General features: G+C 67.7%; 26 protein-coding genes. 8 read left to right on the top strand and 18 right to left on the bottom strand.

Annotation, left to right across the window (positions count from 1 at the left end; all coding sequences use genetic code 11):
* Positions 1-82 precede the first annotated feature (82 nt).
* Genes ACQY9P_RS14920 through serS form a run of 3 tightly spaced genes read right to left on the bottom strand, consistent with a single transcriptional unit; the run spans position 83 to position 2,834 of the window.
* Positions 83-742 (bottom strand): protein-L-isoaspartate(D-aspartate) O-methyltransferase, encoded by a 660-nt coding sequence (locus ACQY9P_RS14920; protein WP_421738496.1) that lies wholly within the window; start codon positions 740-742, stop codon positions 83-85.
* The gene (gene surE / locus ACQY9P_RS14915; RefSeq protein WP_421738497.1) at positions 739-1,533 is read right to left on the bottom strand and encodes a 5'/3'-nucleotidase SurE; all 795 of its coding nucleotides are present in this window, start codon (positions 1,531-1,533) and stop codon (positions 739-741) included. Before surE ends, ACQY9P_RS14920 begins: the two co-directional genes overlap by 4 nt.
* Positions 1,534-1,538: 5 nt before the next feature.
* Positions 1,539-2,834 carry a serine--tRNA ligase gene (gene serS, locus ACQY9P_RS14910; RefSeq protein ID WP_421738498.1) on the bottom strand — a complete coding sequence of 432 codons (1,296 nt, stop codon included), beginning with the start codon at positions 2,832-2,834 and terminating at the stop codon, positions 1,539-1,541.
* A 359-nt stretch (positions 2,835-3,193) separates the two neighbouring features.
* Between serS and ACQY9P_RS14905 the strand changes: the two genes are divergently transcribed.
* The gene (locus ACQY9P_RS14905) at positions 3,194-3,664 is read left to right on the top strand and encodes a hypothetical protein (protein WP_421738499.1); all 471 of its coding nucleotides are present in this window, start codon (positions 3,194-3,196) and stop codon (positions 3,662-3,664) included.
* Between the two features lie 95 nt (positions 3,665-3,759).
* Here ACQY9P_RS14905 and tatC read toward each other — a convergent pair whose 3' ends face one another.
* The 8 genes from tatC to ACQY9P_RS14865 form a co-directional block, all read right to left on the bottom strand.
* A complete protein-coding gene (tatC, locus tag ACQY9P_RS14900; RefSeq protein WP_421738500.1) occupies positions 3,760-4,659 on the bottom strand; it encodes a twin-arginine translocase subunit TatC in 900 nt (299 codons plus the stop codon).
* Positions 4,656-5,246, bottom strand: coding sequence for a Sec-independent protein translocase protein TatB (gene tatB / locus ACQY9P_RS14895; protein WP_421738501.1), 591 nt, complete (start codon positions 5,244-5,246; stop codon positions 4,656-4,658). The genes tatC and tatB overlap by 4 nt, the downstream gene beginning before the upstream one ends.
* Positions 5,247-5,337: 91 nt before the next feature.
* Positions 5,338-5,562 carry a twin-arginine translocase TatA/TatE family subunit gene (locus ACQY9P_RS14890; protein WP_421738502.1) on the bottom strand — a complete coding sequence of 75 codons (225 nt, stop codon included), beginning with the start codon at positions 5,560-5,562 and terminating at the stop codon, positions 5,338-5,340.
* Between the two features lie 115 nt (positions 5,563-5,677).
* Complete coding sequence (gene scpB / locus ACQY9P_RS14885; protein ID WP_421738503.1) at positions 5,678-6,331, bottom strand: SMC-Scp complex subunit ScpB; 654 nt, start codon at positions 6,329-6,331, stop codon at positions 5,678-5,680.
* Positions 6,328-7,164 (bottom strand): segregation and condensation protein A, encoded by an 837-nt coding sequence (locus ACQY9P_RS14880; protein WP_421738504.1) that lies wholly within the window; start codon positions 7,162-7,164, stop codon positions 6,328-6,330. The genes scpB and ACQY9P_RS14880 overlap by 4 nt, the downstream gene beginning before the upstream one ends.
* Positions 7,161-8,186: a beta-N-acetylhexosaminidase gene (gene nagZ, locus ACQY9P_RS14875; RefSeq protein ID WP_421738505.1), complete on the bottom strand. Its 1,026-nt coding sequence runs from the start codon at positions 8,184-8,186 to the stop codon at positions 7,161-7,163. Before nagZ ends, ACQY9P_RS14880 begins: the two co-directional genes overlap by 4 nt.
* Positions 8,183-8,998 carry an SPOR domain-containing protein gene (locus ACQY9P_RS14870; protein ID WP_421738506.1) on the bottom strand — a complete coding sequence of 272 codons (816 nt, stop codon included), beginning with the start codon at positions 8,996-8,998 and terminating at the stop codon, positions 8,183-8,185. The genes nagZ and ACQY9P_RS14870 overlap by 4 nt, the downstream gene beginning before the upstream one ends.
* Before the next feature lie 170 nt (positions 8,999-9,168).
* The gene (locus ACQY9P_RS14865; RefSeq protein ID WP_421738507.1) at positions 9,169-10,353 is read right to left on the bottom strand and encodes a deoxyguanosinetriphosphate triphosphohydrolase; all 1,185 of its coding nucleotides are present in this window, start codon (positions 10,351-10,353) and stop codon (positions 9,169-9,171) included.
* Between the two features lie 77 nt (positions 10,354-10,430).
* On the opposite strand from ACQY9P_RS14865, the gene erpA reads away from it, so the two are divergent.
* Complete coding sequence (gene erpA / locus ACQY9P_RS14860; protein WP_421738508.1) at positions 10,431-10,763, top strand: iron-sulfur cluster insertion protein ErpA; 333 nt, start codon at positions 10,431-10,433, stop codon at positions 10,761-10,763.
* Here the strand turns inward: erpA and ACQY9P_RS14855 are convergent.
* Positions 10,756-11,097 (bottom strand): hypothetical protein, encoded by a 342-nt coding sequence (locus tag ACQY9P_RS14855; RefSeq protein WP_421738509.1) that lies wholly within the window; start codon positions 11,095-11,097, stop codon positions 10,756-10,758. The genes erpA and ACQY9P_RS14855 overlap by 8 nt on opposite strands.
* A 36-nt stretch (positions 11,098-11,133) precedes the next feature.
* Between ACQY9P_RS14855 and xth the strand changes: the two genes are divergently transcribed.
* The 3 genes from xth to ACQY9P_RS14840 are packed head-to-tail and all read left to right on the top strand — an operon-like array spanning position 11,134 to position 13,360.
* A complete protein-coding gene (gene xth / locus ACQY9P_RS14850; protein ID WP_421738510.1) occupies positions 11,134-11,922 on the top strand; it encodes an exodeoxyribonuclease III in 789 nt (262 codons plus the stop codon).
* A 54-nt stretch (positions 11,923-11,976) separates the two neighbouring features.
* Positions 11,977-12,525 carry a hypothetical protein gene (locus tag ACQY9P_RS14845; RefSeq protein WP_421738511.1) on the top strand — a complete coding sequence of 183 codons (549 nt, stop codon included), beginning with the start codon at positions 11,977-11,979 and terminating at the stop codon, positions 12,523-12,525.
* Positions 12,526-12,565: 40 nt separating this feature from the next.
* Positions 12,566-13,360 carry a hypothetical protein gene (locus ACQY9P_RS14840; protein ID WP_421738512.1) on the top strand — a complete coding sequence of 265 codons (795 nt, stop codon included), beginning with the start codon at positions 12,566-12,568 and terminating at the stop codon, positions 13,358-13,360.
* 33 nt (positions 13,361-13,393) lie between these two features.
* On the opposite strand, the gene ACQY9P_RS14835 is transcribed toward ACQY9P_RS14840, so the two are convergent.
* From ACQY9P_RS14835 to ACQY9P_RS14820, 4 genes are all read right to left on the bottom strand, one after another.
* A complete protein-coding gene (locus ACQY9P_RS14835; RefSeq protein WP_421738513.1) occupies positions 13,394-14,041 on the bottom strand; it encodes a LysE family translocator in 648 nt (215 codons plus the stop codon).
* Between the two features lie 11 nt (positions 14,042-14,052).
* On the bottom strand, positions 14,053-15,789 hold the full coding sequence (gene ilvD / locus ACQY9P_RS14830) for a dihydroxy-acid dehydratase (protein WP_421738514.1): 1,737 nt from the start codon (positions 15,787-15,789) through the stop codon (positions 14,053-14,055).
* A 964-nt stretch (positions 15,790-16,753) separates the two neighbouring features.
* Complete coding sequence (locus tag ACQY9P_RS14825; protein WP_421738515.1) at positions 16,754-17,809, bottom strand: sensor histidine kinase; 1,056 nt, start codon at positions 17,807-17,809, stop codon at positions 16,754-16,756.
* A 153-nt stretch (positions 17,810-17,962) separates the two neighbouring features.
* Complete coding sequence (locus ACQY9P_RS14820; protein ID WP_421738516.1) at positions 17,963-18,916, bottom strand: Gfo/Idh/MocA family protein; 954 nt, start codon at positions 18,914-18,916, stop codon at positions 17,963-17,965.
* Positions 18,917-19,034: 118 nt separating this feature from the next.
* Between ACQY9P_RS14820 and ACQY9P_RS14815 the strand changes: the two genes are divergently transcribed.
* Positions 19,035-20,060, top strand: a complete 1,026-nt coding sequence (locus tag ACQY9P_RS14815) for an NADP-dependent oxidoreductase (protein WP_421738517.1) — start codon at positions 19,035-19,037, stop codon at positions 20,058-20,060.
* 156 nt (positions 20,061-20,216) lie between these two features.
* Here the strand turns inward: ACQY9P_RS14815 and ACQY9P_RS14810 are convergent, their stop codons facing one another.
* A complete protein-coding gene (locus tag ACQY9P_RS14810) occupies positions 20,217-20,561 on the bottom strand; it encodes a copper-binding protein (protein ID WP_421738518.1) in 345 nt (114 codons plus the stop codon).
* Positions 20,562-20,851: 290 nt separating this feature from the next.
* On the opposite strand from ACQY9P_RS14810, the gene mdoH reads away from it, so the two are divergent.
* Both mdoH and ACQY9P_RS14800 read left to right on the top strand, forming a co-directional pair.
* A complete protein-coding gene (gene mdoH, locus ACQY9P_RS14805) occupies positions 20,852-22,855 on the top strand; it encodes a glucans biosynthesis glucosyltransferase MdoH (protein WP_421738519.1) in 2,004 nt (667 codons plus the stop codon).
* Positions 22,856-22,951: 96 nt separating this feature from the next.
* Positions 22,952-23,848 (top strand): cobalamin biosynthesis protein CbiG, encoded by an 897-nt coding sequence (locus ACQY9P_RS14800; RefSeq protein ID WP_421738520.1) that lies wholly within the window; start codon positions 22,952-22,954, stop codon positions 23,846-23,848.
* A 116-nt stretch (positions 23,849-23,964) separates the two neighbouring features.
* On the opposite strand, the gene ACQY9P_RS14795 is transcribed toward ACQY9P_RS14800, so the two are convergent.
* Positions 23,965-25,338 (bottom strand): MATE family efflux transporter, encoded by a 1,374-nt coding sequence (locus ACQY9P_RS14795; RefSeq protein ID WP_421738521.1) that lies wholly within the window; start codon positions 25,336-25,338, stop codon positions 23,965-23,967.
* Positions 25,339-25,440: the final 102 nt, after the last annotated feature.

Here is a 25,440-nt window from a genome sequence, read left to right as displayed (position 1 = left end):
ACGGGTCGTCCAGACGGCCCCGCCAGGGTAAATCAATCATTAATGCGAGCGCCCAGACGAAGCCGAACCCTCGATTCAAACGTCATTGGTCTCGCGCCACGCCATCCAGCAACGGCACGAACCTCACATCGCAAAGCGCCTCGACCTTGAAGCCACCCTTGCCGTCGCCCGCATAGCGGCGAAGGCTCTGCACCGGCCCCTTCCCGATCGGCGCCACGAGGACGCCGTTGGGCTTGAGCTGGGACAGCAGTCGTTTGGGATCATCTTCGGCGGCGGCCGTGACCATAATGCGGTCAAACGGCGCCTGCTCGGCCCATCCCTCGCCGCCATCGCCGAACTTGGTGATGACATTGGTCAGGCCCAGCTTGTGAAAGCGGGCCTCGGCCTCCTTCATCAGGGTCCGGTAGCGCTCGATCGTATAGACCAGCCGCGAGACATGGCTGAGGACGGTGGTCTGGTAGCCCGAGCCCGTGCCGATCTCCAGCACGCGCGAGCGCGGCTCGATGGTCAGGGCCTGGGTCATCAGACCCACGATATAGGGCTGGCTGATGGTCTGACCGCAGGCGATCGGCAGGGCCGAATCCTCCCACGAGCGTTCCTTGAACAGGTCCGGCGTGAACAGGTCGCGCGGGGTCTTCTCGATGGCCGCCAGCACCTGCGGATCGGTGATCCCCTGGTCGCGCAGCGCCTTCATCAGGCGGGGCAGATCGGTGGTCGGCGCGGTCTTGGCCTTGCCGCTCATGCGCGCCCTCCGACCTTGGGAGGGGCGCCGCCCAGAACGCCCTTCAGCGCGTGGACGGTCTCGTTGTGCGTCAGGTCGATGTGCAGCGGCGTCACCGAGATCTTGCCGTCATAGACCGCCTTCAGGTCGGTGCCGTCCTTGGGCGCCTGGGCCTTGGCGGTGAATCCCATCCAGTAATAGTCGCGGCCGCGCAGGTCGGTGCGCTTGTCCCAGTGGCGCAAATGTCCGTCTCGGAAGCCCTGGCGCGTGACCTCGACGCTGGTCACCTGCTCCGGCGGCAGGGGCGGGAAATTGACGTTCATGATCACGTCGGCGGGCCAGCCCACCTCCAGCAGACGCTGGATGATCCCCGGTCCATAGGTCTCGGCGGTCTCCCAGTGGGCGACGACCTCGTCATGGAAGTAGTTCATGGCCTGGGACAGGGCGATCGCGCGAATGCCCAGGGCCATGCCCTCGATCGCGCCGGCCACGGTGCCCGACAGGGTGACATCCTCGGCCAGGTTCTGGCCGCGATTGACGCCCGACAGCACCAGGTCGGGCGCGGGGCCGTCGATCAGTTGCTGCACGGCCATCATCACGCAGTCGGTGGGCGTGCCCTCGACGGCGAAGCGGCGGTCGTCCAGACGTCGCACCCGCAGCGGATCGGCCAGGGTCAGGGCCCGGCTGGCCCCCGACTGTTCGTACTCAGGCGCGCAGATCCAGACGTCGTCGGTCAGGGCGCGGGCGATCTTCTCAAGCGCGACGAGGCCGGGGGCGTGGATGCCGTCGTCGTTGGTGAGGAGAATGCGCATGCGGCTCAGGCCTGCCCGCCGATATAGGTCACGCCGCCCATATAGGGGACCAGGACCTCGGGAACGGCGATCCCGCCGGTCTCGTCCTGATAGTTCTCCAGCACGGCCACCAGGGTGCGGCCGACGGCCAGGCCCGAACCGTTCAGGGTGTGGACGTACTGCGTGCCCTTCTCGCCGGCCTTGCGGAACCGGGCGTCCATCCGCCGGGCCTGGAAGTCACCGCAGTTGGAGCACGAGCTGATCTCGCGGAAGGTGTTCTGCGACGGCAGCCAGACCTCCAGATCATAGGTCTTACGCGCGCCGAAGCCCATGTCGCCCGTGCACAGCAGCACGGTGCGGAACGGCAGCTTCAGGGCCTTCAGCACCGCCTCGGCGCAGCCGACCATGCGCTCGTGCTCGGCCTCGGACTGGTCGGGCGTGGTGATCGAGACCAGCTCGACCTTGTAGAACTGGTGCTGGCGGATCATGCCGCGCGTGTCGCGTCCCGAGGCGCCGGCCTCGGAGCGGAAGCTGGGCGTCAGGGCCGTCATCCGCAGCGGCAGCTCGGCCTCGTCGGTGATCTGCTCGCGAACGATGTTGGTCAGGGAGACTTCTGCGGTGGGGATCAGCCAGTGATCGGCCGTGGTGCGAAACAGGTCTTCTGCGAACTTGGGCAGTTGCCCCGTGCCGAACAGCGCCTCGTCCTTGACCAGCAAAGGCGGCGACACCTCGATGTAGTCGTGCTGCACCGTCTGCAGGTCCAGCATGAACTGGCCCAGGGCCCGCTCCAGTCGCGCGATCTGCTTCTTCAGCACCACGAAGCGCGCGCCGCTCATGCGGGCGGCAGCCTCGAAGTCCATCCCGCCCAGGGCGGCGCCCAGGTCGACGTGGTCCTTGGGGGCGTTCAGGCGGGCGGCGGGCAGCGCCGACGCATCGCCCCAGCGGCGGATTTCCACATTGCCGGCCTCGTCCTCGCCCGGCGGCACGTCGGCGGCGGGAATGTTGGGCAGGCTGGCCAGCAGGTCCTTCAGCTGGGAGCCGGCCTCGGCTTCCAGGATCGCGGCGTCGGCCATCAGGGCCTTGAGGGTCTCGACCTCGGCCATCAGGGCCTGGGCTTCGACCTCATCCTTCTTGGCCTTGGCCATGCCGATGCGCTTGGAGGCCTCGTTGCGCCTGGCCTGCGATTCCTGAAGGGCCGTCTGGGCGGCGCGCAGCTGGGCGTCGAGTTTCACGGCCTCGGCGGCCGCGCCCGATCGGCCCTTGGCCGACCATGCGGCTTCGAAGGCTTCGGGATTGTCGCGGATGGCCTTGATGTCGTGCATCGCAGAAGCGCTCGGAAATATGCGTAGGGAGAGGCCCTCTCTAAGGCGCGTCGGCTAAGGTGCCAACCTTTTCAGGGCGGCAATACGACGCTGTGAACCGGGACTCTCGCCAGGGGGGCCGGCGCCCTCGCCCATGACGGTCCGCGCTATTCCGGTAAAGCCGCTCCCGCCGCCGTGGAGTTGTGTATTGCCCTAAACTGAATCGAAAAACCGCGCCCCTCCTCAGCGCACATCAAGCATAGATCGTGGATAATTTCGATTAATGGCGTTTCTGCACTTCGATTTAAACCGCAGATGAAAAAAGAAGCACCAATTCAGTGATCATGCGTTCTCCCAAAACAATTTACAGGATCTACACCTTGAAGAAGTTCGCCGCCCTCGCCGCCATCGTCACCGTCTCGGCCGCCATCGCCGCCCCCGCCAGCGCCGCCTCGCTGGTCCGCGTTTCGCTGGCCGGCAAGTCCGACGCCCAGATCAGCAGCGAGATCAAGGCCGCCGCCGAAGCCGTCTGCGCCACCGAAAAGAACGGCGTTCGCGAGTGCGTCGAGACCACCTTCCGTGACGCCAACCGCCAGCTGGCCAGCATCATCAAGGGCCGCACGGCCTCGATGGCCACGCGCCACGAAGCCGTCTCGGTGGTTCGCGTTTCGCTGAAGGGCAAGACGACCGAACAGATCCACGCCGAGATCAAGGTCGCCGCCCAGACGGTCTGCAAGGCCACCAAGGGCGTCAACAGCCGCAACGAATACCAGGCCTGCGTCGGCAGCGCCGTGCGCTCGGCCAAGGCCCAGCTGCAGGCCCTGAACGTGACTTCGAAGCAACAAGCCTAAGGCTTCCAGCCCGTCCTTCGGGACAGCTGGAACTGAAAAACCTCCGCTCCTTCCGGGGCGGAGGTTTTTTGTTGGCCCGTTCAAGCAGCGCGGACTTAGACCGAAACGATCTCGTTGCGCTTCTTCTCGTCCTTGGCCTTGCCGCGTTCGATCAACCACACGCACCAGATGCTGATCTCGTAGAGCAGGCACATCGGGATGGCCAAGGTCATCTGGCTGATGGGATCGGGCGGGGTCAGGATGGCGGCGGCGATGAAGACGCCGACGATGGCGTAGCGACGCCCCTCGCGCAGCAGCTTGCTGGACACGATACCGGCCAGGCCCAGCAGCGACACCACCACCGGCAATTGGAAGCACAGGCCGAAGGCCAGCAGCAGGGTCGTCACCAGGGTCAGATAGTCGCTGACCTTTGGCAGCAGCTGGATCGAGATGCCGGCCGTGCTGATCTGCTGGCTCAGCGAGAACCACAACACGAACGGCAGCATCACATAATAGACCAGCGCCGCGCCCAGCAGGAACATCAGCGGCGAGGCCAGCAGGAACGGCAGGAAGGCGTGACGCTCGTTCTTGTAGAGGCCCGGAGCCACGAAGCGGTAGAGCTGCCAGGCCAGGACCGGGAAGGTCAGGACGACAGCGCCGAAACCGGCCAGCTTCAGCTTGGTGAAGAAGAATTCCAGGGCCGCCGTATAGACCAGGCCCAAGGCCTTGGTGCCGCCTGTCGGGATATCCTTGAGGCCCACCAGGGCCAGCAGCAGGTCGAACGGACCATGCTTGCCCCCGGCCTGCTGCACGCTGAGCAGTTGCTGGGCTACCGTGAAGGGATTGACCAGGAACAGGAAGATCTTGTCGGCGAAGGCGAAGCAGATCCCGAAACCCAGGAACAGGGCGATCACGCAGATGATCAGCCGACCGCGCAGTTCGACCAGATGGTCCAGCAGCGGCGCGCGCGACGATTCGATCTCGTCCTCGGGGTCGTGTCCTATGGCTTGGGTCACGAGACGATATCCGAAGAGGTGGAGCCACCGGCCTTGACCGTGCGCTTGCGCGGAGCCCGGGCGGCCTTGGGCGCCTCGATGACGACCTCGGCCTTGGCCGCGCGCTTGCGGGGCGCGGCCTTGGTGGCGACGGGCTCGACGACGGTCTCGGCCGCGACCTTGGGCGCGCGAGGCTTGCGCGGCTTGGCGGCGGGACGGTCGATGGAGACTTCCGGCGGCAGGATCGACGGCTCTTCCGGCTGATAGCCGGCAAAGGGATGGGCCTGGACGGTCCCGCTGTTGAGGCTGGCGTCGATGTCGGCGAACACCTGATCGACGCCGGCGTCCTTGGCCTGGTCGGCGGCTTCGCGCAGCGGCGAGGCGTACTGGCCCGACCGCATGGCCTCGACCTCGCGACGCAGGTCGTCGAGTTCGGATTGGCGGGCCATTTCGTCGAAGCTGGCGCGGAACTCAGACGCCATGCCGCGCATCCGCGCGACAAACTGGCCGAGCTTGCGAAGCAGCACCGGGAGATCCTTCGGCCCGACCACGATCAGGGCGACCGCGGCGATGACCAGAAGTTCTGTGCCGCCGATATCAGGAAGCATGGACGCGCCTTAGAACGGTTCGGACCGGGGTCCGTCGCCGCGAAGTGGATGGGACGCGCGCGACGGGTCCCGCCCGCGCGCCCGCGGGTTCTTACGACTTACGCAGGTCTTCTTCTTCGGCCTTGGTGCGCGGCAGGGCGCCGGTCGACTTGTTGGCCGCGACCTCGTCGGAGGTCTCGTCCTTCAGGCCGTCCTTGAACGCCTTGATGCCCTTGGCCGCGTCGCCCATGATTCCCGACAGCTTGCCGCGACCGCCAAAGAGCAGGGCTACGACCGCGATCACGATCACCCAGTGAATCCAGCTCATGCTACCCATAGCGACGGTGCTCCTTGCGACAGCGGCCCATTAGCCGCTGCGGCGTGTCGTTACAATCTCTCATACAATATAGGCGGTCGCGAGGCGCGGAGCCAAGGGCGTCCTGCCGCCTGTTTCAGCCCGGCTCTCCCAGGAAGTCCTGAGCGAACTCGGGGGCCTCGTCGCCGTCGTCCAGCGGGTCCTCGTCCTCGCCGGGACGCAGGCCCAGCGGATCGGGCACCGAGAAGCCCGGCGGCAGGTTCATTTCCAGCAGGCCGGCGGCCTTCATTTCGGTCACGCCCGGCAGGTCCGACAGCGTCGCCAGGCCATAGTGCTCGAGGAAGGCGTCGGTGGTGCCGAACGTCACCGGGCGGCCCGGCGTGCGGCGACGGCCGCGCATCCGCACCAGACCCAGCTCCAGCAGCACGTCGATCGTGCCCCGGCTGGCCTGCACGCCGCGCACGGCCTCGATCTCGGCCCGGGTGACGGGCTGGTGATAGGCGATGATCGCCAGGGTTTCCTGGGCCGCCTTCGACAGACGGCGGGGCTCCTCGCGCTCCTCGGTCATCAGGAAGGCCAGGTCGGCGGCGGTCTGGAACCGCCAGCGGCCGGCGACACAGACCAGCTCGATCCCCCTGCCCGCATAGCGCTGCACCAGCGCGGCGATCCCGGCCTGGATATCGGCGCCCTCGGGCAGGCGCTTGGCCAGATCGACATCGCTGAGCGGCTCGGCCGCGGCGAACAGCAGCGCCTCGATGCAGCGCTCGGTGTGGAGGGGATCGATCGTCACGCTTCAAGCTCGAATTCAGGTTCGGGCGGCTCGGCCCGGTTCCGCAGATAGATGTCGGAGAACGCCTCCATCTGCCGCGCTTCCAGCACGCCCTCCTTCACCAGCTCAAGCGACGCAGACAGGGTGGAGGCCAGATAGGAAGCCGGCGACGGACCATCGTCCACCTCCAGATAGCGTTCGATCGGCGCGATGGTCGACAGGGTGATCCAGTCGTCCATCCTGGGCAGCAGCGATCGCAGGCGGTCGCGGGCGTCTTCCAGCGGATAGGCCGTGGGTGGGCGCGGGGCGTAGTGGCGGCTGTGCTCTTTCTTGCGCTGGGTGATGTAGGCGCTCATCAGGCCATAGAGGTCGCCCTCCAGCCGCGTTGACGAGACGATCCGCACGGCCTCGGGATCGCCCCGCATGAAGACGTCGCGGCCCAGCACCGAGCGCTCCTTCAGGGCCTCGACGGCCTTGCGCATGACGTCCAGCTTGGCCAGGCGGAAGGCCAGCTGCGCCGCCATTTCCTCGGCTGGAGGCTCCTCGCCCTTGGCGCGTTCCGGCTTGGGCAGCAGCAGGCGGGACTTCAGATAGGCCAGCCAGGCGGCCATCACCAGATAGTCGGCGGCCAGCGAGAAGCGCACCCGCCGGGCCTGCTGAACAAAGGCCAGGTACTGCTCGGCCAGCTTGGTGATCGACAGCTGTAGGAGATCGACCTTCTGGCTGCGCGCCAGGGCCAGCAGCACGTGCAGCGGCCCTTCGTAGCCGTCGATGTCGATAACCAGCGCCGCGCCGTCTTCGGCCGCCTCGTTGGCGGCCTCGAAGTCGAGCGTGGGCTGGAAGCCCGTCGTCACGCAAAGCGTCCGTCGAAGGCCGCGTCAAACCTCGCGCGAGCCTCGGCGACATCGAAGGGCTCGACCACCTTGACCAGCCGGTTCATCACCGCCTGCGACCGGCGGCGGGCTTCCTTGGACAGGCCGCCGACGCCGGACATGACGCCCTTCATCTCGGCCATGTCGCCATTGCAGTGCAGGACGACGTCGCAACCGGCCGACAGGCTGTCCTTGGCGCGCTGCCGGAAGTCGCCCGACAGCGCCTTCATCGACAGGTCGTCGCTCATCAGAAGCCCGTCGAAGCCGATGGATTCGCGGATGATTTTCTTGATCGCCTTGCGCGAGGTGGTAGCCGGACGCTTGCGGTCGATGGCGGTGTAGACAACGTGGGCCGTCATCGCCATCGGCATGTCGGACAGCACGCGGAACGGCGCGAAGTCGCGGGCGTCCAGCTCGGCCAGCTTGGCCTTGACCACCGGCAGTTCCAGATGGCTGTCGCTCATGGCGCGGCCATGACCGGGGATGTGCTTGATGATCGGCAGCACGCCTCCGGCCAGCAGGCCCTCGGCGGCGGCGCGGCCCAGGGTGGCCACCTGCTCGGGGGTGTCGCCATAGGCACGGTCGCCGATGATCTCATGGCCCTTGGGGTCGGGCACATCCAGCACCGGCACGCAGTCGACATTGACGCCGATGGCCCGCAGGTCGTGGGCGATCAGGCGGGCGCCCAGGCGGGTGATCTCGCGGGCGACCAGCGGATCATTGGCCACCAGCTCGCCATAGGCGCGGCCGGGCGGATAGCGTTTCCAGTGCGGCGGCTGCAGTCGGGCGACGCGGCCGCCTTCCTGGTCAATCAGGATCGGCGCATCGGGCCGACCGACGATGTCGCGCAGGGCCTGGCTCAGAGCCAGGGCCTGCTCGGGCGTGTCGATATTGCGCTTGAACAGGATGAAGCCCCAGGGCTTCACATGCCGGAAGAAGTCCTCTTCCTCGCGCGTAAGGGTCAGGCCGGCGCAGCCCAGGATCGCGGCGGAGGGGCCGCTCATTTGACGAAGCAGGACTTGCCCGCGGCCGAGATCGCATCGCAGAACGCCTTGGCGGACTCGCGGCTGGCGAAACCCGTCACCGAGGTGCGGTAGAGCGTGGTGCCGTTCTTGTCGATCGCCTCGACCTTCTTGCCCTTGCCGGCGGCCAGGCCGGGGGCCAGACGCGCGGCGTCGCTCCAGGCCTTGTCGGCCAGGGCCGGCGAAGACAGGGCGCCGATCTGCACCATCGCCGAACCGCCGGTCGAGGCGGCGGGCTTGGGCGCCGGGGTCGTGGCCGTGGCGACGACGACCGGCTTGGCGGCGACAGGCCGGGGCGCGATGGCGGCGGTGGCCAGGGTCTCGATGGTGGGCGCCGGCTTGGCCGCGACAGGCTTGGGCGGAACGGCGGTGGCGACCTGGGCGGGCTTGGCCTGACCGGCCGGCAGGGCGGCGGTCTCCAGCGGCCGGGCGTCGATCGGCGCGGCCGGACGCGGCAGCGGCGTCTCCGGCTGGGCCGCGTAGGTCGGCGAGGGAGCCGATTCCTCGTTCTTGTAGATCTGCAGACCGGCGGCGGGATCGCTGGGCTGGCTGCCGGCCGGCGGCGCCGTCTTCAGCTCGCCGACCTGCGAACCCACGGTGCGGGGCGGCTCGTTGGGACCGCGAACGCCGCCGCGATAGATCATCACCACCGCGACAAGAAGGGTCAGCAGCACAACCGCGCTGATGATCAGGGTCATGGGCAGCGGGCGGGAACCGCGCACCGGCTGACGCGCGTCGAACGACAGCGGCGCATCGGTCGGCGGCGTATAGGCGCCGCGGTGAGGATCGGACATCGCGATTAGGCTCCAGACTACAACGCACGCGGCTCGACCCGCCGAATCACACGCGCGCGACCTTAGTTTACCGAAGGGACTGGTCCGCCATAACCATCCGCCCCGATACAGTTGTGATGACGTCCAGCTTCGCGTCTCGATGGATGGACGCCCGCCCCGAAGCCCGGACCCTAGTTCCAGACGTCGAGATGGAACAGCTTCCTGTGTTCCTCGATGGCGAAACGGTCGGTCATGCCCGCGATGTAGTCGCAGACCACGCGCGCGCGTCCGGCCTCGTCGCGGTTCTGCGACTTCTCGAACCAGACGGTTGGCAGGACGTCCGGCTCCTTCAAGAACAAGTCGAACATCTCGGCGAGAATACGGCGCGCCTGGCTGCGGGTGCGATTGACGCGCCAGTGGCGGTACATGCGCGTGTGCAGGAACTGCCGCAACCGCGCCAGATCCTCGGCCATGTCCGGCGAGAAGGCGACCAGCGCGTGATCCAGGCCGCGAACCTGGTCGGCGGTCTGGACGCCGGTGGCGGCCGCCCGCTGCAGGGTCTCGCCCATGACGTCGTCGACCATGGCGCCGATCATCCGCCGGACGGCCTCAAGCCGGGTCAGGTGCGCGTCCAGGTCGGGCCACTCGCTCCTCACCGCGAACAGGATGGGACCGATCAACGGCACGTCCATCAGTTCGTCCAGGGTGAACAGGCCGGCCTGCACGCCGTCGTCGACGTCGTGATTGTTATAGGCGATGTCGTCGGCCAGGGCGGCGACCTGAGCCTCGGCCGAAGCCCAGGTGTCGAGACCCAGGTGATATTCGGAATCGTACTTGGCGATGGCCTTCCAGGACGGCTTGCCCAGCTTCTCGGTCACCGGGCCGTTGTGCTTGATGATGCCTTCCAGGGTTTCCCACGTCAGGTTCAGGCCCAGGAAGCTGGGATAGCGCTGCTCCAGCTCGGTCACCACGCGGAACGTCTGGACGTTGTGATCAAAGCCGCCGAACGGGCCCATCTTGGCCTGAAGCTCGTCCTCGCCCGCATGGCCGAACGGCGGGTGGCCGATGTCGTGACCCAGGGCGATGGTCTCGGCGAGGTCGGAATCCAGCCCCAGGGCCGTGGCCAGCGAGCGCGCCACCTGCGCCACTTCCAGCGAGTGGGTCAGTCGGGTGCGGAAGTTGTCGCCCTCGTGCGCCACGAAGACCTGGGTCTTTTCCTTCAGCCGGCGGAAGGCCGAATTGTGGATGATGCGGTCGCGGTCGCGGGCGAACGGCGTGCGCGTGCGGCTCTCGTCTTCCTTGAAGCGACGCCCGCGCGACTTGGCCGGATCTTCGGCATAGGGGGCGCGCGCGACGAGGTAGGGAGAAGACGACATGTACGGCTCTCGGCTATCGCCCCTTCCGTTGGGGCGCGGATATCCTCATATAGGCCAAGGATGAGTTTTCCACAGCCATGACCGAACCAACCATAACGCTTTCCCCGAACGCGGCCCGCCGCATCCACGCCATCGGTCAGACCGAGGGCCATCCGGTCATGCTGCGCGTCGCGGTGGACGGGGGCGGATGCTCGGGCTTCCAGTATCGCTTTGACCTGGTCGAGACCGCCGAGGCCGACGACCTGAAAATCGAACGCGACGGCGCCGCCGCCCTGATCGACGAGATGTCCATGGTCCTGCTGAAGGGCTCGGAGATCGATTTCGTCGATGAACTGGCGGGCGCGGAGTTCCGGGTGCGAAACCCCAACGCCAAGTCCAGCTGCGGCTGCGGCGTCAGCTTCTCTATCTAGTCGGCAACAGCTGCAGGACGGTCAGGGTCGCGGCGCCCCACGCCACGGGCGCGGCCATGGCCGCCCAGGTCTCGGTTCGCCGCCCCTTGCGCCACTGGATCCAGCCGACCAGCGGGCTGAGCACGCAGACGACCCAGAACAGCGCGCCCAGCACGAAGCCCAGCCACGCCAGCGGATTGCGCAGATTCCCCGCGCCGTCGAACACCAGCGGCGAGAAGATCGCCAGGACGGCGCCGATCACGGCCGCCGCCAGCCACGTCAGGGTCAGCAGAACCAGCGCGACAAGCTGTCCGCGATCCGAATTCTTGAAGCGCGGCTTGAGCGTGATCGTCATGCGCCCTAGCCTTCCGCGCACTGTCTGGAGCCGTCAATGCGTATCGCCACCTGGAACGTCAATTCCGTCAATGCTCGCCTCGAAGGCGTGTTGGCCTGGTTCGAGGCCGAGGCTCCCGAAGTGGCCGTTCTGCAGGAAATCAAGTGCGTCGACGAAAAGTTCCCGACCGAGGCTTTCGAGCGGTTGGGCTACAATGTCGCCGTCCATGGTCAGAAGACCTATAACGGCGTCGCCCTGCTGTCGAAGTTCCCGATGGAAGACGTCCGGCGCGGCCTGCCCGTCCTGAACGACGACGAGACCGATGAGCAGGCCCGCTACATCGAGGCGGTGATCGCCTCGCCCACGCCGATCCGGGTCTGCGGCATCTATCTGCCCAACGGCAATCCGCTGGGCACCGAAAAGTTCGACTACAAGCTCTCGTGGATGCGCCGCCTGCACGCTCATGCCAGGACGCTGCTGGCCTATGAAGAGCCCCTGATCATCCTGGGCGATTACAATGTCATCCCCGAAGCCGAGGACGTGGCCAATCCCGAAGCCTGGCTGGGCGACGCCCTGTTCCAGCCCGAGAGCCGGGCCGCTTTCCGGGCCCTGAAGAACCTGGGCTTCAGCGACGCCTACATGCAGGCCGACGGCGCGCCGGGCGGCTATACCTTCTGGGACTATCAGGCCGGCGCCTGGCCCCGCAATCTGGGCATCCGCATCGACCATCTGCTGCTGTCGCCCCAGGCCAGCGACAAACTGGACAACGTGGTCATCCACCGAGACGAGCGCGACAAGGAAAAGCCCTCGGACCACGTTCCCGTTGTGGCGGAACTGAACCTGTAGACGAGCCAAACGCTCTCTGATTGAGTAGGCGAACGCTCACACCGAGGTGTTTGCATGCTCCTCGCCGCGCTTCTGATCGCCGCCGCCGCGTCGCCCAAGGCGCCGCCCAGTCCGACGCCGCCCTATTCCGCCCTCGTCTCGCCCACGGAGTCGGCGCGCTACGCCCTGGCGCACGGTTGTCTGGCCGCGACGCGGGCCCGCGGGCGTCTGGCCGACAGTCCCAATCATTTCCTGGTGTTGATCGACAAGAAGCGCGGGATCTATCGCATGGCCGGGGCGGGCCGCGTCACCCTGTCCGACAGCCATCTCGTTGGTCCCGGCTGCTACACCAGCGTCGAACAGGGTGACGCCGAGGCGCTGCGCGCCATGGTGCTGGAATTGCTGGCCGCCGAGGGGCCGTTGCGTCCCCTGACCGACAGTCAGACGGTCTCGCCGGACGGCAAGGCGAGGTTCCGGCAGGAACTTCTCTGCGTCACGATCGCCGGTCGACCGGTCACGGCGTTCATGAGCACCACCGATGCGCGCCGGCGACGAGCGCTTCAGCTTTCCCTGGACGATCAGCCCAACACGCCCTGCGCCAGGGACGCCGAGTCGCAGCCTTGACCCCTGTCGCACGGACGGGACTCTCGCTAGCTTTCGGCCCATGAGCGAACTCCCCCGCCTCCTGCTGCTTGTCGCCATCGCCGGTTCGGCGGTGACGTTCATGGGCAGCGCGGCCATCTGGTTCATGGACGAGGACCGACGCATCCGCCGGGCCCTGCGCCATGTGCTGCGCGGCGCGCCCGAGGTGGTGATCCTGGCCCATGGCCGAGGACGGGGCGCGGGCTTCTCCTTCGACACGGGCCTGGCCGCCGTCGCCTGGGACAGCGGCGCCTGGTGCCTGATCTATCGCATCGACGAGGTGATGGGCGCCGAACTGCTGGTCGACGGCCAGGTGGCCGGACGCGTGTTCCGAGGCGAGGCCCGCCGCGCGGTCGATCACGTGGCGCCGCAGGCCGCCAAGGTGACCCTGCGCCTGATCTTCGACGATCCGCGCCATCCCGACTTCGATCTGGACCTGTGGGCGCCTGGCGACGAGCAGCGCCGCGAGAGCCGCTCGCCGGCCGACGCCGTGCAGGAGGCCAATCGCTGGCTGGCGCGGTGCGAGGCGATCGTGCGCCGTCCGCAGGCGCCGCGTCCCCGACCCGAGGCCGCCGCGCCACCGCCGCCGCCGCCTCCCCCTCCGGAGCCGAGGCCCGAACCTCGCCCGGCGCCGTCTTCCAGGGCGCCCCTGCCGCCGCCGGACGATGATTTCGACGACGTCGAGACCGAACTGCCCTTTGACGAGCCGCCCTGGGATCCCGATCCTCCGGCCGCGCCAGTGTTCAAGCCGATCTCCAAGGCGCGTCGGGAAGCCCGATCCGACCAGGACGACCTGCCCTTCGATCTGGACGACTGAAAATCTGTTCCGGTCGCGTCGGTCCGGAAGGGCTCAGGTTCGCAGTCGGGTTTCCCAGACGACCCAGATCGCCACGACCAGCAGGGCGACGCCCAGCCCGCGCGAGATCCAGCGCCGGCTTTGGGCGCGGTCCAGCAGCCCGGCCGCACGGTCGGCTGACAGAACGATGGATCCATGGATCGCGATGCTGATCAGCAGGTGGACCGACCCCAGGATCAGCGCCTGCGCCGTCGGCCCGGCATGGCCGGTCTTGATGAAGCCCGGCAGCAGGCTGACATAGAACAGGGCCGCCTTGGGATTGAGCAGATTGGCCAGAAGCCCGCGCCGGAACAGCGTCCAGGGGGCGGGTGTCAGGTCGACGGCTTCTTCGGCCTCTTCGCCGTCTCGCCAGGCGTCCCAGGCCATCCAGACCAGATAGGCCACGCCCATCCAGCGCAGCAGCTCATAGAGCGGCCGGTAGAGCCGGAACATCTCGGTCAGGCCGAAGACGGCGGCCAGCATGTAGACCGCCAGGCCGCAGGTCACGCCGGCCACAGCCAGCAGACCGGCGCGCCGGCCATGGGCGGCCGACAGCGCCGCCAGATAGGCCATGTTGGGCCCGGGGGTCAGTTCGATGAGGATGATCGCCGCCAGAAACGGGACGATCATCCCCGGATCAACGGGCCAGGCCGCGTGAGGCATGGCCCCTCCTTCTACAGGTCCGCGTAGATATGGGTCTCGCCATCGGCGCCCGGATGGGTGGTCGCGCCCAGATGGGCCGGACCGACGAGTTGGGCGAACTTCCAGATGGCGCCGCTGTTGTAGTTGGTCTTGCGCGGGGCCCAGGCGGCCTTGCGGCGCGCCAGTTCCTCGGGCTCGACCTCGAGATCAAGGATCCCGGCGTCGGCGTCGATATTGATGATGTCGCCGTCCTGGATCAGGGCGATCGGACCACCGGCCTGGGCTTCAGGACCCACGTGACCGATGCACAGGCCGCGCGTGCCGCCCGAGAAGCGGCCGTCGGTGATCAGGGCCACCTTGTCGCCGCGACCCTGGCCGGCCAGGGCCGCCGTGGTCGACAGCATCTCGCGCATGCCCGGACCGCCCTTGGGGCCCTCATAGCGGATGACCAGGACGTCGCCGTCCTGATAGTCGCCGGCCTCGACGGCGGCGAAGCAGGCGTCCTCGCCCTCGAAGCAACGGGCCGGACCGCGATGGCTGCGGTGCGACTGCATGCCGGCCACCTTGACGATCGCGCCGTCGGGAGCCAGCGAGCCCCACAGGCCCACCACGCCGCCGGTGGGCGACAGCGGGTTGGAGACCGGGCGGATCACCACCTGGTCGTCGCGCCATTTCACGTCCTTGAGGTTCTCGGCCATGGTCTTGCCGGTCACCGTCATGCAGTCGCCGTGGATGAAGCCGCCTTCCAGCAGCGTCTTGAGCAGCACCGGCATACCACCGGCTTCGCCCATGTCCTTGGCCACATACTGGCCGCCCGGCTTCAGGTCGGCGAGGTAGGGCGTGCGCTTGAAGATCTCGGCCACGTCGCGCAGCGTGAATTCGATGCCGCATTCATGGGCCATGGCCGGCAGGTGCAGGCCGCCATTGGTCGAGCCGCCGGTGGCCGCCACGACGACGGCGGCGTTCTCGAAGGCCTTGCGGGTGCAGATGTCGCGCGGACGCAGATTGGTCTCGATCAGGCGCATCACCGCCTCGCCCGAGGCCACGGCATATTCGTCGCGGCTCAGATACGGGGCCGGCAGCGAGGCCGACAGCGGCAAAGCCAGGCCGATGGCTTCCGACACGCAGGCCATGGTGTTGGCGGTGAACTGGCCGCCGCACGCGCCGTCCGACGGACAGGCGTGGGTTTCCAGATCGCACAGGTCGTCCAGCGTCATCTTGCCGGCCGAGTGCATGCCCACGCCCTCGAAGACGTCGACCACGGTGACGTCCTTGCCGTGCCAGCGACCGGGCAGGATCGAGCCGCCATACAGGAACACGCTGGGCACGTTGAGGCGCAGCATGGCCATCATCATGCCCGGCAGGCTCTTGTCGCAGCCGGCGACGCCGACCAGGGCGTCATAGCCGTGGCCGCGCATGGTCAGTTCCACCGAGTCGGCGATGCAGTCGCGGCTGACCAGCGACGAGCGCATGCCCTCGTGACCCATGGCGATGCCGTCGGTGACGGTGATGGTGCAGAACTCGCGCGGCGTGCCGCCGGCGGCCTTGACGCCCTTGGACACCGCCTGCGCCTGACGCATCAGGGCGGTGTTGCAGGGCGCGGCCTCGTTCCAGCACGAGGCCACGCCGACGAACGGCTGGGCAATCTCGCGCGTGCCCAGGCCCATGGCATAGTAATAGGAGCGGTGCGGCGCGCGCGACGGACCTTCGGTCACGTGCCGGCTCGGCAGTTTGGACTTGTCCCAGCTTCCGTCGGGTTTCCTGGTCATGGCGCACGCCCTTTAGAAATAAGAGCGGTGGGATTAGCCCACGCGGCGGCGCGACGGAAGGGTTTGACGCTCAATTTTTGCCCGCACGCGTGCTTGAAGCCGAATTTCATTGCGAGCCATTCGCGAACAAGGCCCGGCGACGCATGATCACACCCGCGCTGGCCCCCTACGGGTCGCTGCGCGACCGTCTTCCCCCGGAGGGGGAAGATGAGGTCGGCGCGTTTCATCTTCCCCCTCCGGGGGAAGACGACCGCGATAGCGGTCCGTAGGGGGCAAGTGTCAGCGACCTCGCGCTTTCGCTGCGATGGTGATGGGAAGGGTCGCGGAGCGTCCGGGCTCGCCCGGAAGAGTTTAGATAAATACCGTTTCGACGAAGCCGTCCGCTCCGCGTGACCGTTCTGGCGAAAGCGCGCGGCGCTCGAGCCCTGTTAGGGCCTCGCCGCCTTGAAGCCTCCGACGGGCGGACGGGATAGCGTTCCCGCCCGGACTGCGCGTTCTTCCGAACCCGCCTGCTGCTCGCACGACCCTCGCAGTCACGTCGTTTTAGTTTTCCTCGGCCGACCGCCGCCAGAGAACAACGAGGTTGACGGCCCGGAGCGCAAAGCGCTCCTCCCGCCATCGATTGAGCTTCCCGCTCGATCACCCCCAGGAGCCCATCAGGTCGCCGGCCGACGTCCCTTCCCCTGCTTCTGGGTGAGATCATTATGCGGGCGGTTTCAGCGCGGAGGATTGGCGCGATCAACTATTTTACAAGCCGTTGATCGGGTTGGATTTTGTTCTGAAAAGTACGGGGATGGACGCACCCCTGTCCCCGTACTTGCCCCCTACGGGTCGCTGCGCGACCGTCTTCCCCCGGAGGGGGAAGATGAAGGGCGCGAACTCATCTTCCCCCCCGGGGGAGGACGACCTGCGAAGCAGGTCAGGAGGGGGCCTGCGGCGTTGGCCGTGAAAGCCCCGCCCCGCGTCAGACCGCCGGCTGGGCCTTCAGCCGATCCGCCGCCGTGCAGGTGACGGACACCTTGGTGCCCGGCGCGTTGTCGACCACCTCGACGACGCTCTGCAGTTGCTTGGCCAGGGCCTGAACGATGCTGGTCCCCAGGCCCGGCTTGGCGGCGTCCGGCTTGGTGGACATGCCGACGCCGTCGTCCATGACGCACAGCGTCCAGCCGGCGGCGTCGCCATGATAGCCCACGACGATCTTGCCCTTTCGACCGTCCGGAAACGCGTGCTTGAGGCCGTTGATCACCAGTTCGGTGACCAGCAGACCCAGGCTGATCGAGGTGTTGGCCTCGACCACGCTGTCGTCGATGTCGGTGATCAGGCTCAACTGCTCATGGTCATGGATCATCGAGGCGCCGAGACTGTCGCAGAGCTGCTTGAAATAGGGCCGCAGCTCAACATCCCCGATCCGCGACGTCGACAGCTGTTGCTGAAGCGCGGCCACGGACATCACCCGGCTATGGGCGTCGCGAAGATGGTCGCGGCTCTCTTCGGACTTCACCTTGCGGGCGCTCTGAAGGATGACGCTGGCGATGATCTGCAGGCTGTTGGCGACCCGGTGCTGAACCTCCTGCAAGGCGATGGCCTTGTCCTGCAGCAGTTGGTCCTTGAGCTTTTCAACGCCCCGCGCCGCCGTGACGTCGGTGATGGTCAGCAGGATCCGGATCGGCGCGGCCGCCAGACCGTATTCGAGTTTCTGGGCGTGAAGCACGAGGCGACGGTGCTGGCCCGCCGCCGCCTTCATATCCATTTCGTAAGCGTCGATCGACGCCGCGCCCGAGGCCGTGGCGTTGAGCAGCGAGCGAAGTTGCGGCACGGCCCATTCGCCCGCGCCGATATCCAGGGCGGCGCGCCCCACCACATCCTCGACCTTCAGCCCGAAGGCCCGCAGAAACGACGTGCTGACCGCCACCACGGTCAAGTTTTCATCCAGCAACAGCGCGGCCGCCTGCGACGACTCGATCAGCGCGAAAGCGAGTTCTGACCCGGTGGGAAACACGGGCAGCAAATCTTCGGCCATCAAGGGCCTTTCAGGAACGCCAAGAGGCTCGCGCAGCGAAAGCCATATTGGTGGAAGCGCGCGACAGCAGGTATAACAACTTCAGCGCGCAGCTTCTCAACTATACCACATAGTGGCGCGGCACAGCCGATATTACCGCGTCCGAGGCGATATTTAACCGCCCGCCGCCTGCTCCACGGCCAGCGCCAGATCCAGGGCCCTCGCCGCCTCCTCACCCGTCACCACCGGCCGCGGGCTCTCGCCGCGCACCGCCGCCAGGAACCCGGCCACGCTCTGGCCCAGAGGGTCCTTGCCGGCCGGGGTGTCGTTGAAGTCCTCGATCAGCGGAAACGGCGTGGTGTTGCGGAAGGTGCGGGCCAGGAAGTCGATCTCGACCTCGCCGGAGGGATACACCACCTTCATGGTCCGCTCGCGGGCCTGCGCGACGCGCGAGGCGTCGAACACGGCGGTGAAGCCGTTCTCGAACATGGCCTCAACCTTCACCCAATCAAGCGAAGGAGAATGGGCGAGCGAGTCCGAGCGGGTGATGGCCCCCTCGCCGTCCACCGTCATCGGCTGGGCTTCGCACAGGGCCAGGGCCAGGTCGATGTCGTGGATCATCAGGTCCAGAACCACCGAGACGTCCAGATTGCGATCCGAGGGCGTGCCCCGTCGCACGGCTTCCAGGCGCAGCGGCTGTTCGGGAATGTCCAGCAGGCCCATGGCCTGGAACACCACGCGTTCCTGATGGCCGCAGGCCAGCGGCACGCCGGCCTTCATCGCCGCGGCGACCATGGCGTCGGCGTCCTCCGGCGTCACCGCCAGCGGCTTTTCGGAATAGACCGGCTTGCCCGCCTTCAGCGCCGCCAGCGCCGCCTTGGCGTGATGGACGGCGGGCGTGGCGACCGTGACCACATCGACGGCGGCCAGGAAGGCGGCCATGTCGTCATAGGCGGTCGCGCCCAGCGGCTCGGCCAACGCCCGGGCGCGGGCCAGGTCGATGTCGAACACGCCGACCAGCTCGACGCCGGGCAGCTCGACATACTTCTTGGCGTGATAGCCGCCGAACACGCCCGCGCCGACGACGCCGGCCTTCAGGATGGGAGCCTTGAGGATCGCTTGGGTCATGGTCGCTGTCTAAACCGCTTCGTCGCGGCCCGGAAGCGCTGGAGCCCGAGGTCGGGACGCGCTAAACAACCGTTTAAATTAGAAACGTACCCCAGGTACGTGAAAAGGGAGACCTTCCATGACCACATCGCGTGAAATCCGCCTGAAGAACCGCCCCGTCGGCGTTCCCACCCATGGCGACTTCGAACTGGCGACCGTCGATGTGGCCGCGCCCGGCCCGGGCGAGGTGCAGGTCAGGAACCTGTGGATGTCGGTCGACCCCTACATGCGCGGCCGGATGTACGACCGCAAAAGCTACTCGCCGCCGTTCGAACTGGGCAAGGCGATGCAGGGCGGCGCGATCGGTGAGGTCACCGCCTCCAACGATCCCGACTATGCGGTCGGCGACATCGTCAACTCGATGTTCGGCTGGCGCGAGGCGTTCAATGCCTCGCCCAAGGCCCTGGTCGCCGCCGGCATGGGCGCCCTGACCAAGATCGACACCCACGGCCTGCCGCCCCAGACCTTCCTGGGCGTGCTGGGCATGACCGGCATGACCGCCTATGTCGGCCTGCTGCGCATCGCGGCCCTGAAGGACGGCGACGTGGTGTTCGTCTCGGCCGCCGCCGGCGCCGTGGGCTCGATCGTCTGCCAGATCGCCAAGCTGAAGGGCCACACCGTGATCGGCTCGGCCGGCGGCCCCGAAAAGGTGGCGTTCCTGAAGTCGATCGGCGTCGACCACGTCATCGACTACAAGGCCACGCCCGACGTGGTGGCCGAACTGGCCAAGGTCGCGCCCAAGGGCATCGACGTCTATTTCGAGAACGTCGGCGGCGTGCATCTCGAAGCCGCAATAAGCTCGGCCCGGCCGTTCGCCCGCATGGCGCTGTGCGGGATGATCTCGCAATACAACGAGACCGGAACGCCGACCGGCCCCTCCAACATCATCCAGGCGGTGGGCAAGAGCCTGCGGCTGGAAGGCTTCATCGTCTCCAACCACTATGACCTCTACCCCCAGTTCGCCACGGACATGGCCGAGTGGATCAAGGCCGGAAAGATCACCTGGAAGGAGACCGTCGAGGACGGCATCGAGCGCGCGCCCGACGCCTTCATCAAGCTCTTCGCCGGCGAGAACATGGGCAAGATGCTGGTGAAGCTGGCTTAAGCGCCTCGCCAATCACAATAATCTTGTCATCCCGGCCGCAGCCGTAGCGGAGAGCCGGGCCCCAGGGGCAACCGCAGTGCGCCTGCCCCTGGGTCCCGGATAGCCTCTGCGAGGCTTCCGGGATGACAAGTTATTTTTGAAGGCTAACTGGAGGATCTACCGGGCTTTGAGCGCCGTCAGCTCCAGCCCGTCGCTGCTCCGCCGAAACCTGAACGTCACGCGCGCCCCGGGCGTGATCGGCGCCTCGGCCAGGACATCCGCATAGGCGATGAAGCCATCGCGCCCCGCCGGCAGCCCCGCCTTGCTCGCGCCCTCGTGATCGAGCGTGAGAACGCGGCCCTCCAATGACGAAATCACACCGACCGAGTCGTAGTCAGGACCCGTTTCAGCTGGCCTGACGGCCTCGGCGTGCGGCTTTTCAACGCCGGCGCTAGGCTTTCCCGGACCACAAGCCGTCAGCGTCAACGCCACAAAAATAGGCAAAATAACGTTATTTTTCATTAGGTTATAAAAATTCCCGCACCAGGCGACCACGGCTCTCCCAGAACCGTTCCCAGCTTTCTTGCCGCAACCGCGAAATAGACGTGATTTCTGGTAGCGAATTCGTGATCGAAGTTTTACTCTAGGGAGACCGGCGGCTCTCCACGTCGGAAATCGACCGTCATGAATTCGTCACCCGCCCCGAACGCTGATCCCTAGCGGACAGCCGGCCAAGCGTGAAGCACGAACCTCCTGCGGCGATAAGGTCGGAGCAGCCCGGCCGCGGCCGGACAGATCGAGACGATGACGACATGAGCGACCGCTCCGCCCTCTTCGACCTCCGCACCTCGACCACCGTCGCCTTTGATCCGACGATCCAGCGCCGCGACACGGTCGAAATCCCGGTCGAGGCCCCGCTGGCCATGCCGGTGCAGCCGCTGTCGTTCTGGCAGGGCGGCGCGCGTCGGGCCACCGAGGTGGTCGCCAACATGACCGCCCGTCGCTGGACCGTGTTCCTGGCCACCGCCTTCATGGGCGTGGCCGGCTGGAAGGCCACGTTCGACACCATCGCCCTGGGCGGCGTCACACGTCTGGAATTCATCTGCCTGGTGCTGCTGGCTCCGCTGTTCACGGCCCTGTCGCTGTGGTTCTGCACCGCCGTGGCCGGCTTCGTGATCCTGCTGGGCAAGCCCAAGGATCCGCTGGGCATCGACAGCGCCAAGCCCATGCCCAAGCTGCGGGCCCGCACCGCCATCCTGATGCCGGTGCACAACGAGGACGCCACCGCCGTCTTCGCCCGGCTACGCGCCATGGACGCCTCGATCGCCGAGACCGGCAACAGCCGCGCCTTCGACATCTTCATCCTCAGCGACACGCGCGACGCCGCCGTGGCCCTGGCCGAGCAGGCCTGCTTCGCCCGCTTCCGCCGCGAGGCCAACAGCGCCGTCTATTACCGCGTCCGCCAGGAAAACAAGGGCCGCAAGGCCGGCAACATCGCTGACTGGGTGGCCCGCTGGGGCAGCGCCTACGAGCACATGCTGGTGCTGGACGCCGACAGCCTGATGACCGGCGACGCCATGGTCCGTCTGGCTGACGCCATGGAACGCCACCCCGGCGCGGGTCTGATCCAGACCATGCCGATGCTGATCAACGGCCAGACGATCTTCGCCCGCACCCTGCAGTTCGCCACGCGCCTGTATGGCCGCGTCGCCTGGACGGGTCTGGCCTGGTGGTCGGGCAGCGAAAGCTCGTTCTGGGGCCACAACGCCATCGTCCGCACCCGCGCCTTCGCCGAGACCTGCGGCCTGCCCTCGCTGGACGGCCCCAAGCCCTTCGGCGGCGAGGTGATGAGCCACGACGCCCTGGAGAGCGCCCTGCTGCGCCGCGGCGGCTGGAGCGTGCACCTGGCTCCCTATCTGGAAGGCTCCTACGAAGAGAGCCCCTCCAACCTGCTCGACTTCGCCACCCGCGACCGCCGCTGGTGCCGGGGCAATGTGCAGCACATCCCGCTGGTGGCCCTGCCCGGCCTGCACTGGCTGAGCCGGATGCACCTGGTGATCGGCGTGCTGAGCTATGTGCTGTCGCCCCTGTGGTTCATGGCCCTGTCGGCCGGCGTCGTCTCGCGCCTGCTGATGCCGTCGCTGAAGAAGGCGGCCTTCACCATGGCCGACCTGCAGGCCGCCGCTCACGCCCTGATCGACTGGCGCGAGATCCAGGCCACCGCCTGGGCGATGATCATCACCTTCGTCCTGCTGTTCGGCCCCAAGATCCTGGGCTCGATCCTGGTCTTCTCGCGTCCCGCCGAGATCAAGGGCTTCGGCGGTCGTCGCCGGATCATGGCCGGTCTGGGCGTCGAGATGCTGCTGTCGGCGCTGGTCGCCCCCATGCTGATGTTCACCCAGACCCGCGCCCTGATCGAGATCCTGGCCGGCAAGGTCGGCGGCTGGGCCACCCAGCGCCGCGACGCCGACAAGGTGACCGGCCAGGAAGCCTTCCGCGCCATGGGCTGGATCACCGTCACCGGCTGCGTGCTGGCCGGCCTGTTCTGGTTCACGCCCGACCTGCTGACCGGCACCGCGCCGATCCTGGCCGGCCTGATCCTGGCCGTGCCGCTGACCATGCTGGGCGCCCACAAGGCCGCCGGCCTGCGGGTCAAGGCCAATGGCCTGTTCATGACCCCGGAAGAGCGCCGCCCGCCGGCCATCGTCCGCGCGGCCCTGGGCCCGGCCTGTGAAGCGCCCGCCCGCTGGTTCGCCCGCGACGCTCGCTCGGACCAGCAGGCTGATCAGGCCGCCGAGAAGACGGCCGCCGGATAACCTCGGCCTAATACGCTCGACAGGCGAACGGTCGCTGGCCCCGGCGGTCGGACCGGAGTAGAAGCGCGGCTTCGTTCGTTTCCGACGGAGCCTGCCGTGTCGCGCCTGTTCAGCGCCTATGTGATCGTCGACTGGAGCGCGGCCGCCAAGCCGACCACCGGCGCGGATTCCGTCTGGATCGGCGTGCTCAAGCGCGACGTGCGCTTCCGCCTGAATTTCGAGTCCTTCAATCCGGCCACCCGCCAGGAGGCCGAGACCAAGCTGGCGGCCATCCTCGACGACCTGAAGAAGCGCAACGAGCGGGCCCTGGTGGGTTTCGACTTCCCGCTGGGCTTCCCGCGCGGCTTCGCCAAGGCGCTGAGCCTGCCGGGCGAGCACCCGTGGCGCGCGGTCTGGGACCAGCTGGCCAAGATGGTCAAGGACAAGGCCGACAACACCAACAACCGCTTCGGCGTCGGCTCTGAGATCAACCGCCGCCTGACCGGCGGCCCGTTCCCGTTCTGGGGCTGCCCGCCCCGGGACACCCTGACCACCCTGCAGCCCAAGCGCTCGCGCGAGCACGGTCCCGATGACCTGCCCGAGTACCGTTACGCCGACGAGGCGGCCAAGGGCGCCCACTCGATCTGGAAGCTCTATTACAACGGCTCGGTCGGCGGCCAGGCGATCGTCGGCATCCCGGCCGCGCGCCGGCTGAAGGACGCCCGCGGCGACGCGGCCCGGGTCTGGCCGTTCGAGACCGGCTTCAAGGCCCTGACCGAGGCCGACCTGGAGGGCGTCGCCCTGGTGATCGCCGAGGTCTATCCGTCCCTGCTGAAGGCCGTCCCGGCCCCGGGCGAGGTCAAGGACCTGGCGCAGGTGCGGGCCCTGGCCGAACACTTCGCCAAGCTGGACGAGGCCGGCAAGCTGGCCGCCCAGTTCGGCCCGGCCAAGGACGCCGCGCCCGAGGTGGTTGAGGCGGCCCAGGCTGAAGAAGGCTGGATCCTGGGGGCTTAGCGTCTAGCCACTTGCCCCCTCCGCGCCTTCGGCGCTCCTCCCCCGTAGGGGGAAGATGAGAGCGTCTTCCCCCTACGGGAGAGGACGGCTGCGAAGCAGCCAGGAGGGGGCGAGTGCTAACCCGCCAGGCTCCGATCCCTCAAATCCAGCATCCGGAACCGTCCCAGCAGGAACGCCATCGAGACGAAGCTGGTCACCACCACCGCCCAGACGATGCCGTTGACGCCCATGCCCATCGGCAGGGCCAGCCACCAGGCCAGCGGACCCATGATCGCGCCATAGCTGATCAGGTGGGTCATGGCCGGAATCCAGACCTCGCCCCGGGCCCTCAGGGCCTGGGCCGCCACCACCTGCACGGCGTCGGGGGCCAGGAACAGGCAGGTCAGGGCCAGGGCCGGGGCGATGATCGCCAGGGCGTGAGGGTCGGCGGTGTAGGCCGCGCCGACGAGGTCGCGCAGCGGAAACAGCAGCACGGCGGCGATCAGTCCGATCACCGCGGTCGCGCCGAACGCCACCCAGCCGGCGCGGGTCATACCCGCGGGGTCGCGCGAGCCGAAGGCCCGGCCCACCTGCACCGAGGTGGCCGTGGAAATGCCCAGCGGGATCATGAAGATCACCGCCGCCACATTGATGACCACCGCCCAGGCCGCCACCGACAGTCCGCCGACCCAGCCGGCGACCAGGCTCATGCCGGCGAAGGCCGCGACCTCGAAGAAGTTGGAGGCCCCTGCCCCGTAACCGATCCGCCGTTGCTCGATCGAGGCCGGACGGTCGAGCGCCGGCTTGTCGAACACGCCCAGGGCGCGGGCGTCCTTGAGCCGCAGAACGTAGACGCCCAGCATCAGCACCAGGGCGAAGCGCGCCACGAAGGTCGCCCAGGCGCCGCCGACCGCGCCCAGGGCTGGCAGGCCGAACGTCCCCGGCACCAGCAGCAGGTTGACCGCCAGGTTCACCAGATTGGCCACCCACATGGCGATGGTCACCGGCCCCGGCCGCGACAGGCCTTCCAGCCAGAAACTCAGCACCACGCTCACCGCGTACAGCGGCAGGGACAAAGAGAAGACGATCAGCGGCGCGGTGGCGCCATCGGCCAGGGCCTTGGGCAGGTGCACCGCGTGCAGCAGCGGCGGGCCCAGCACCGCCAGGCCCACGCCCGAGGCGGCGCCGATCCACAGGCCATAGACCAGGCCGCGCCGCAGCACGGCGCCGGTCTCGTGCGGCCTGCCTGCGCCCAGGGCGCGCGAGGCCATCACCTGAACCCCGACCAGCAGGCCGACGGTCATGGTCACGAACACCGACGACGGCGCCCAGGCCATGGCGTGGAAGCCCAACTGCTCGGCCGAATGGCGGCCGACGACAATGGCGTCGGTGAGGCCCATGACCATGATGCCCAGGCGCGACAGCACCACCGGCCCCGATAGCCGCAGCAGCTCGATCAGGTCGGCTTGGAGAGCGCCGCGCGGCGCCGGAGCAGCCGCGGGGCGGGGCATGGGCAGGGGCCTTTCGAAAGGGCCGGCAAGGTGACCCAGGGCGCCGCTCGCGGCAAGGCTGCTTCCGCCTCGCCAGAAACATGCCCTCTCGCGAGTGGCTTT

The organism is Caulobacter sp. (genome assembly GCF_965279145.1).
Taxonomy (GTDB): domain Bacteria; phylum Pseudomonadota; class Alphaproteobacteria; order Caulobacterales; family Caulobacteraceae; genus Caulobacter.
This window is presented reverse-complemented; position numbering and strand designations above follow the sequence as displayed.

Coding starts and splice junctions, on each gene's coding strand:
- ACQY9P_RS14920 (WP_421738496.1), bottom strand. CDS start 742: ATGAGCGGCAAGGCCAAGACCGCGCCGACCACCGATCTGCCCCGCCTG.
- surE (WP_421738497.1), bottom strand. CDS start 1,533: ATGCGCATTCTCCTCACCAACGACGACGGCATCCACGCCCCCGGCCTC.
- serS (WP_421738498.1), bottom strand. CDS start 2,834: ATGCACGACATCAAGGCCATCCGCGACAATCCCGAAGCCTTCGAAGCC.
- tatB (WP_421738501.1), bottom strand. CDS start 5,246: ATGCTTCCTGATATCGGCGGCACAGAACTTCTGGTCATCGCCGCGGTC.
- ACQY9P_RS14890 (WP_421738502.1), bottom strand. CDS start 5,562: ATGGGTAGCATGAGCTGGATTCACTGGGTGATCGTGATCGCGGTCGTA.
- nagZ (WP_421738505.1), bottom strand. CDS start 8,186: ATGAGCGGCCCCTCCGCCGCGATCCTGGGCTGCGCCGGCCTGACCCTT.
- ACQY9P_RS14870 (WP_421738506.1), bottom strand. CDS start 8,998: ATGTCCGATCCTCACCGCGGCGCCTATACGCCGCCGACCGATGCGCCG.
- ACQY9P_RS14865 (WP_421738507.1), bottom strand. CDS start 10,353: ATGTCGTCTTCTCCCTACCTCGTCGCGCGCGCCCCCTATGCCGAAGAT.
- erpA (WP_421738508.1), top strand. CDS start 10,431: ATGACCGAACCAACCATAACGCTTTCCCCGAACGCGGCCCGCCGCATC.
- ACQY9P_RS14855 (WP_421738509.1), bottom strand. CDS start 11,097: ATGACGATCACGCTCAAGCCGCGCTTCAAGAATTCGGATCGCGGACAG.
- xth (WP_421738510.1), top strand. CDS start 11,134: ATGCGTATCGCCACCTGGAACGTCAATTCCGTCAATGCTCGCCTCGAA.
- ACQY9P_RS14845 (WP_421738511.1), top strand. CDS start 11,977: ATGCTCCTCGCCGCGCTTCTGATCGCCGCCGCCGCGTCGCCCAAGGCG.
- ACQY9P_RS14840 (WP_421738512.1), top strand. CDS start 12,566: ATGAGCGAACTCCCCCGCCTCCTGCTGCTTGTCGCCATCGCCGGTTCG.
- ACQY9P_RS14835 (WP_421738513.1), bottom strand. CDS start 14,041: ATGCCTCACGCGGCCTGGCCCGTTGATCCGGGGATGATCGTCCCGTTT.
- ilvD (WP_421738514.1), bottom strand. CDS start 15,789: ATGACCAGGAAACCCGACGGAAGCTGGGACAAGTCCAAACTGCCGAGC.
- ACQY9P_RS14825 (WP_421738515.1), bottom strand. CDS start 17,809: ATGGCCGAAGATTTGCTGCCCGTGTTTCCCACCGGGTCAGAACTCGCT.
- ACQY9P_RS14820 (WP_421738516.1), bottom strand. CDS start 18,916: ATGACCCAAGCGATCCTCAAGGCTCCCATCCTGAAGGCCGGCGTCGTC.
- ACQY9P_RS14815 (WP_421738517.1), top strand. CDS start 19,035: ATGACCACATCGCGTGAAATCCGCCTGAAGAACCGCCCCGTCGGCGTT.
- ACQY9P_RS14810 (WP_421738518.1), bottom strand. CDS start 20,561: ATGAAAAATAACGTTATTTTGCCTATTTTTGTGGCGTTGACGCTGACG.
- mdoH (WP_421738519.1), top strand. CDS start 20,852: ATGAGCGACCGCTCCGCCCTCTTCGACCTCCGCACCTCGACCACCGTC.
- ACQY9P_RS14795 (WP_421738521.1), bottom strand. CDS start 25,338: ATGCCCCGCCCCGCGGCTGCTCCGGCGCCGCGCGGCGCTCTCCAAGCC.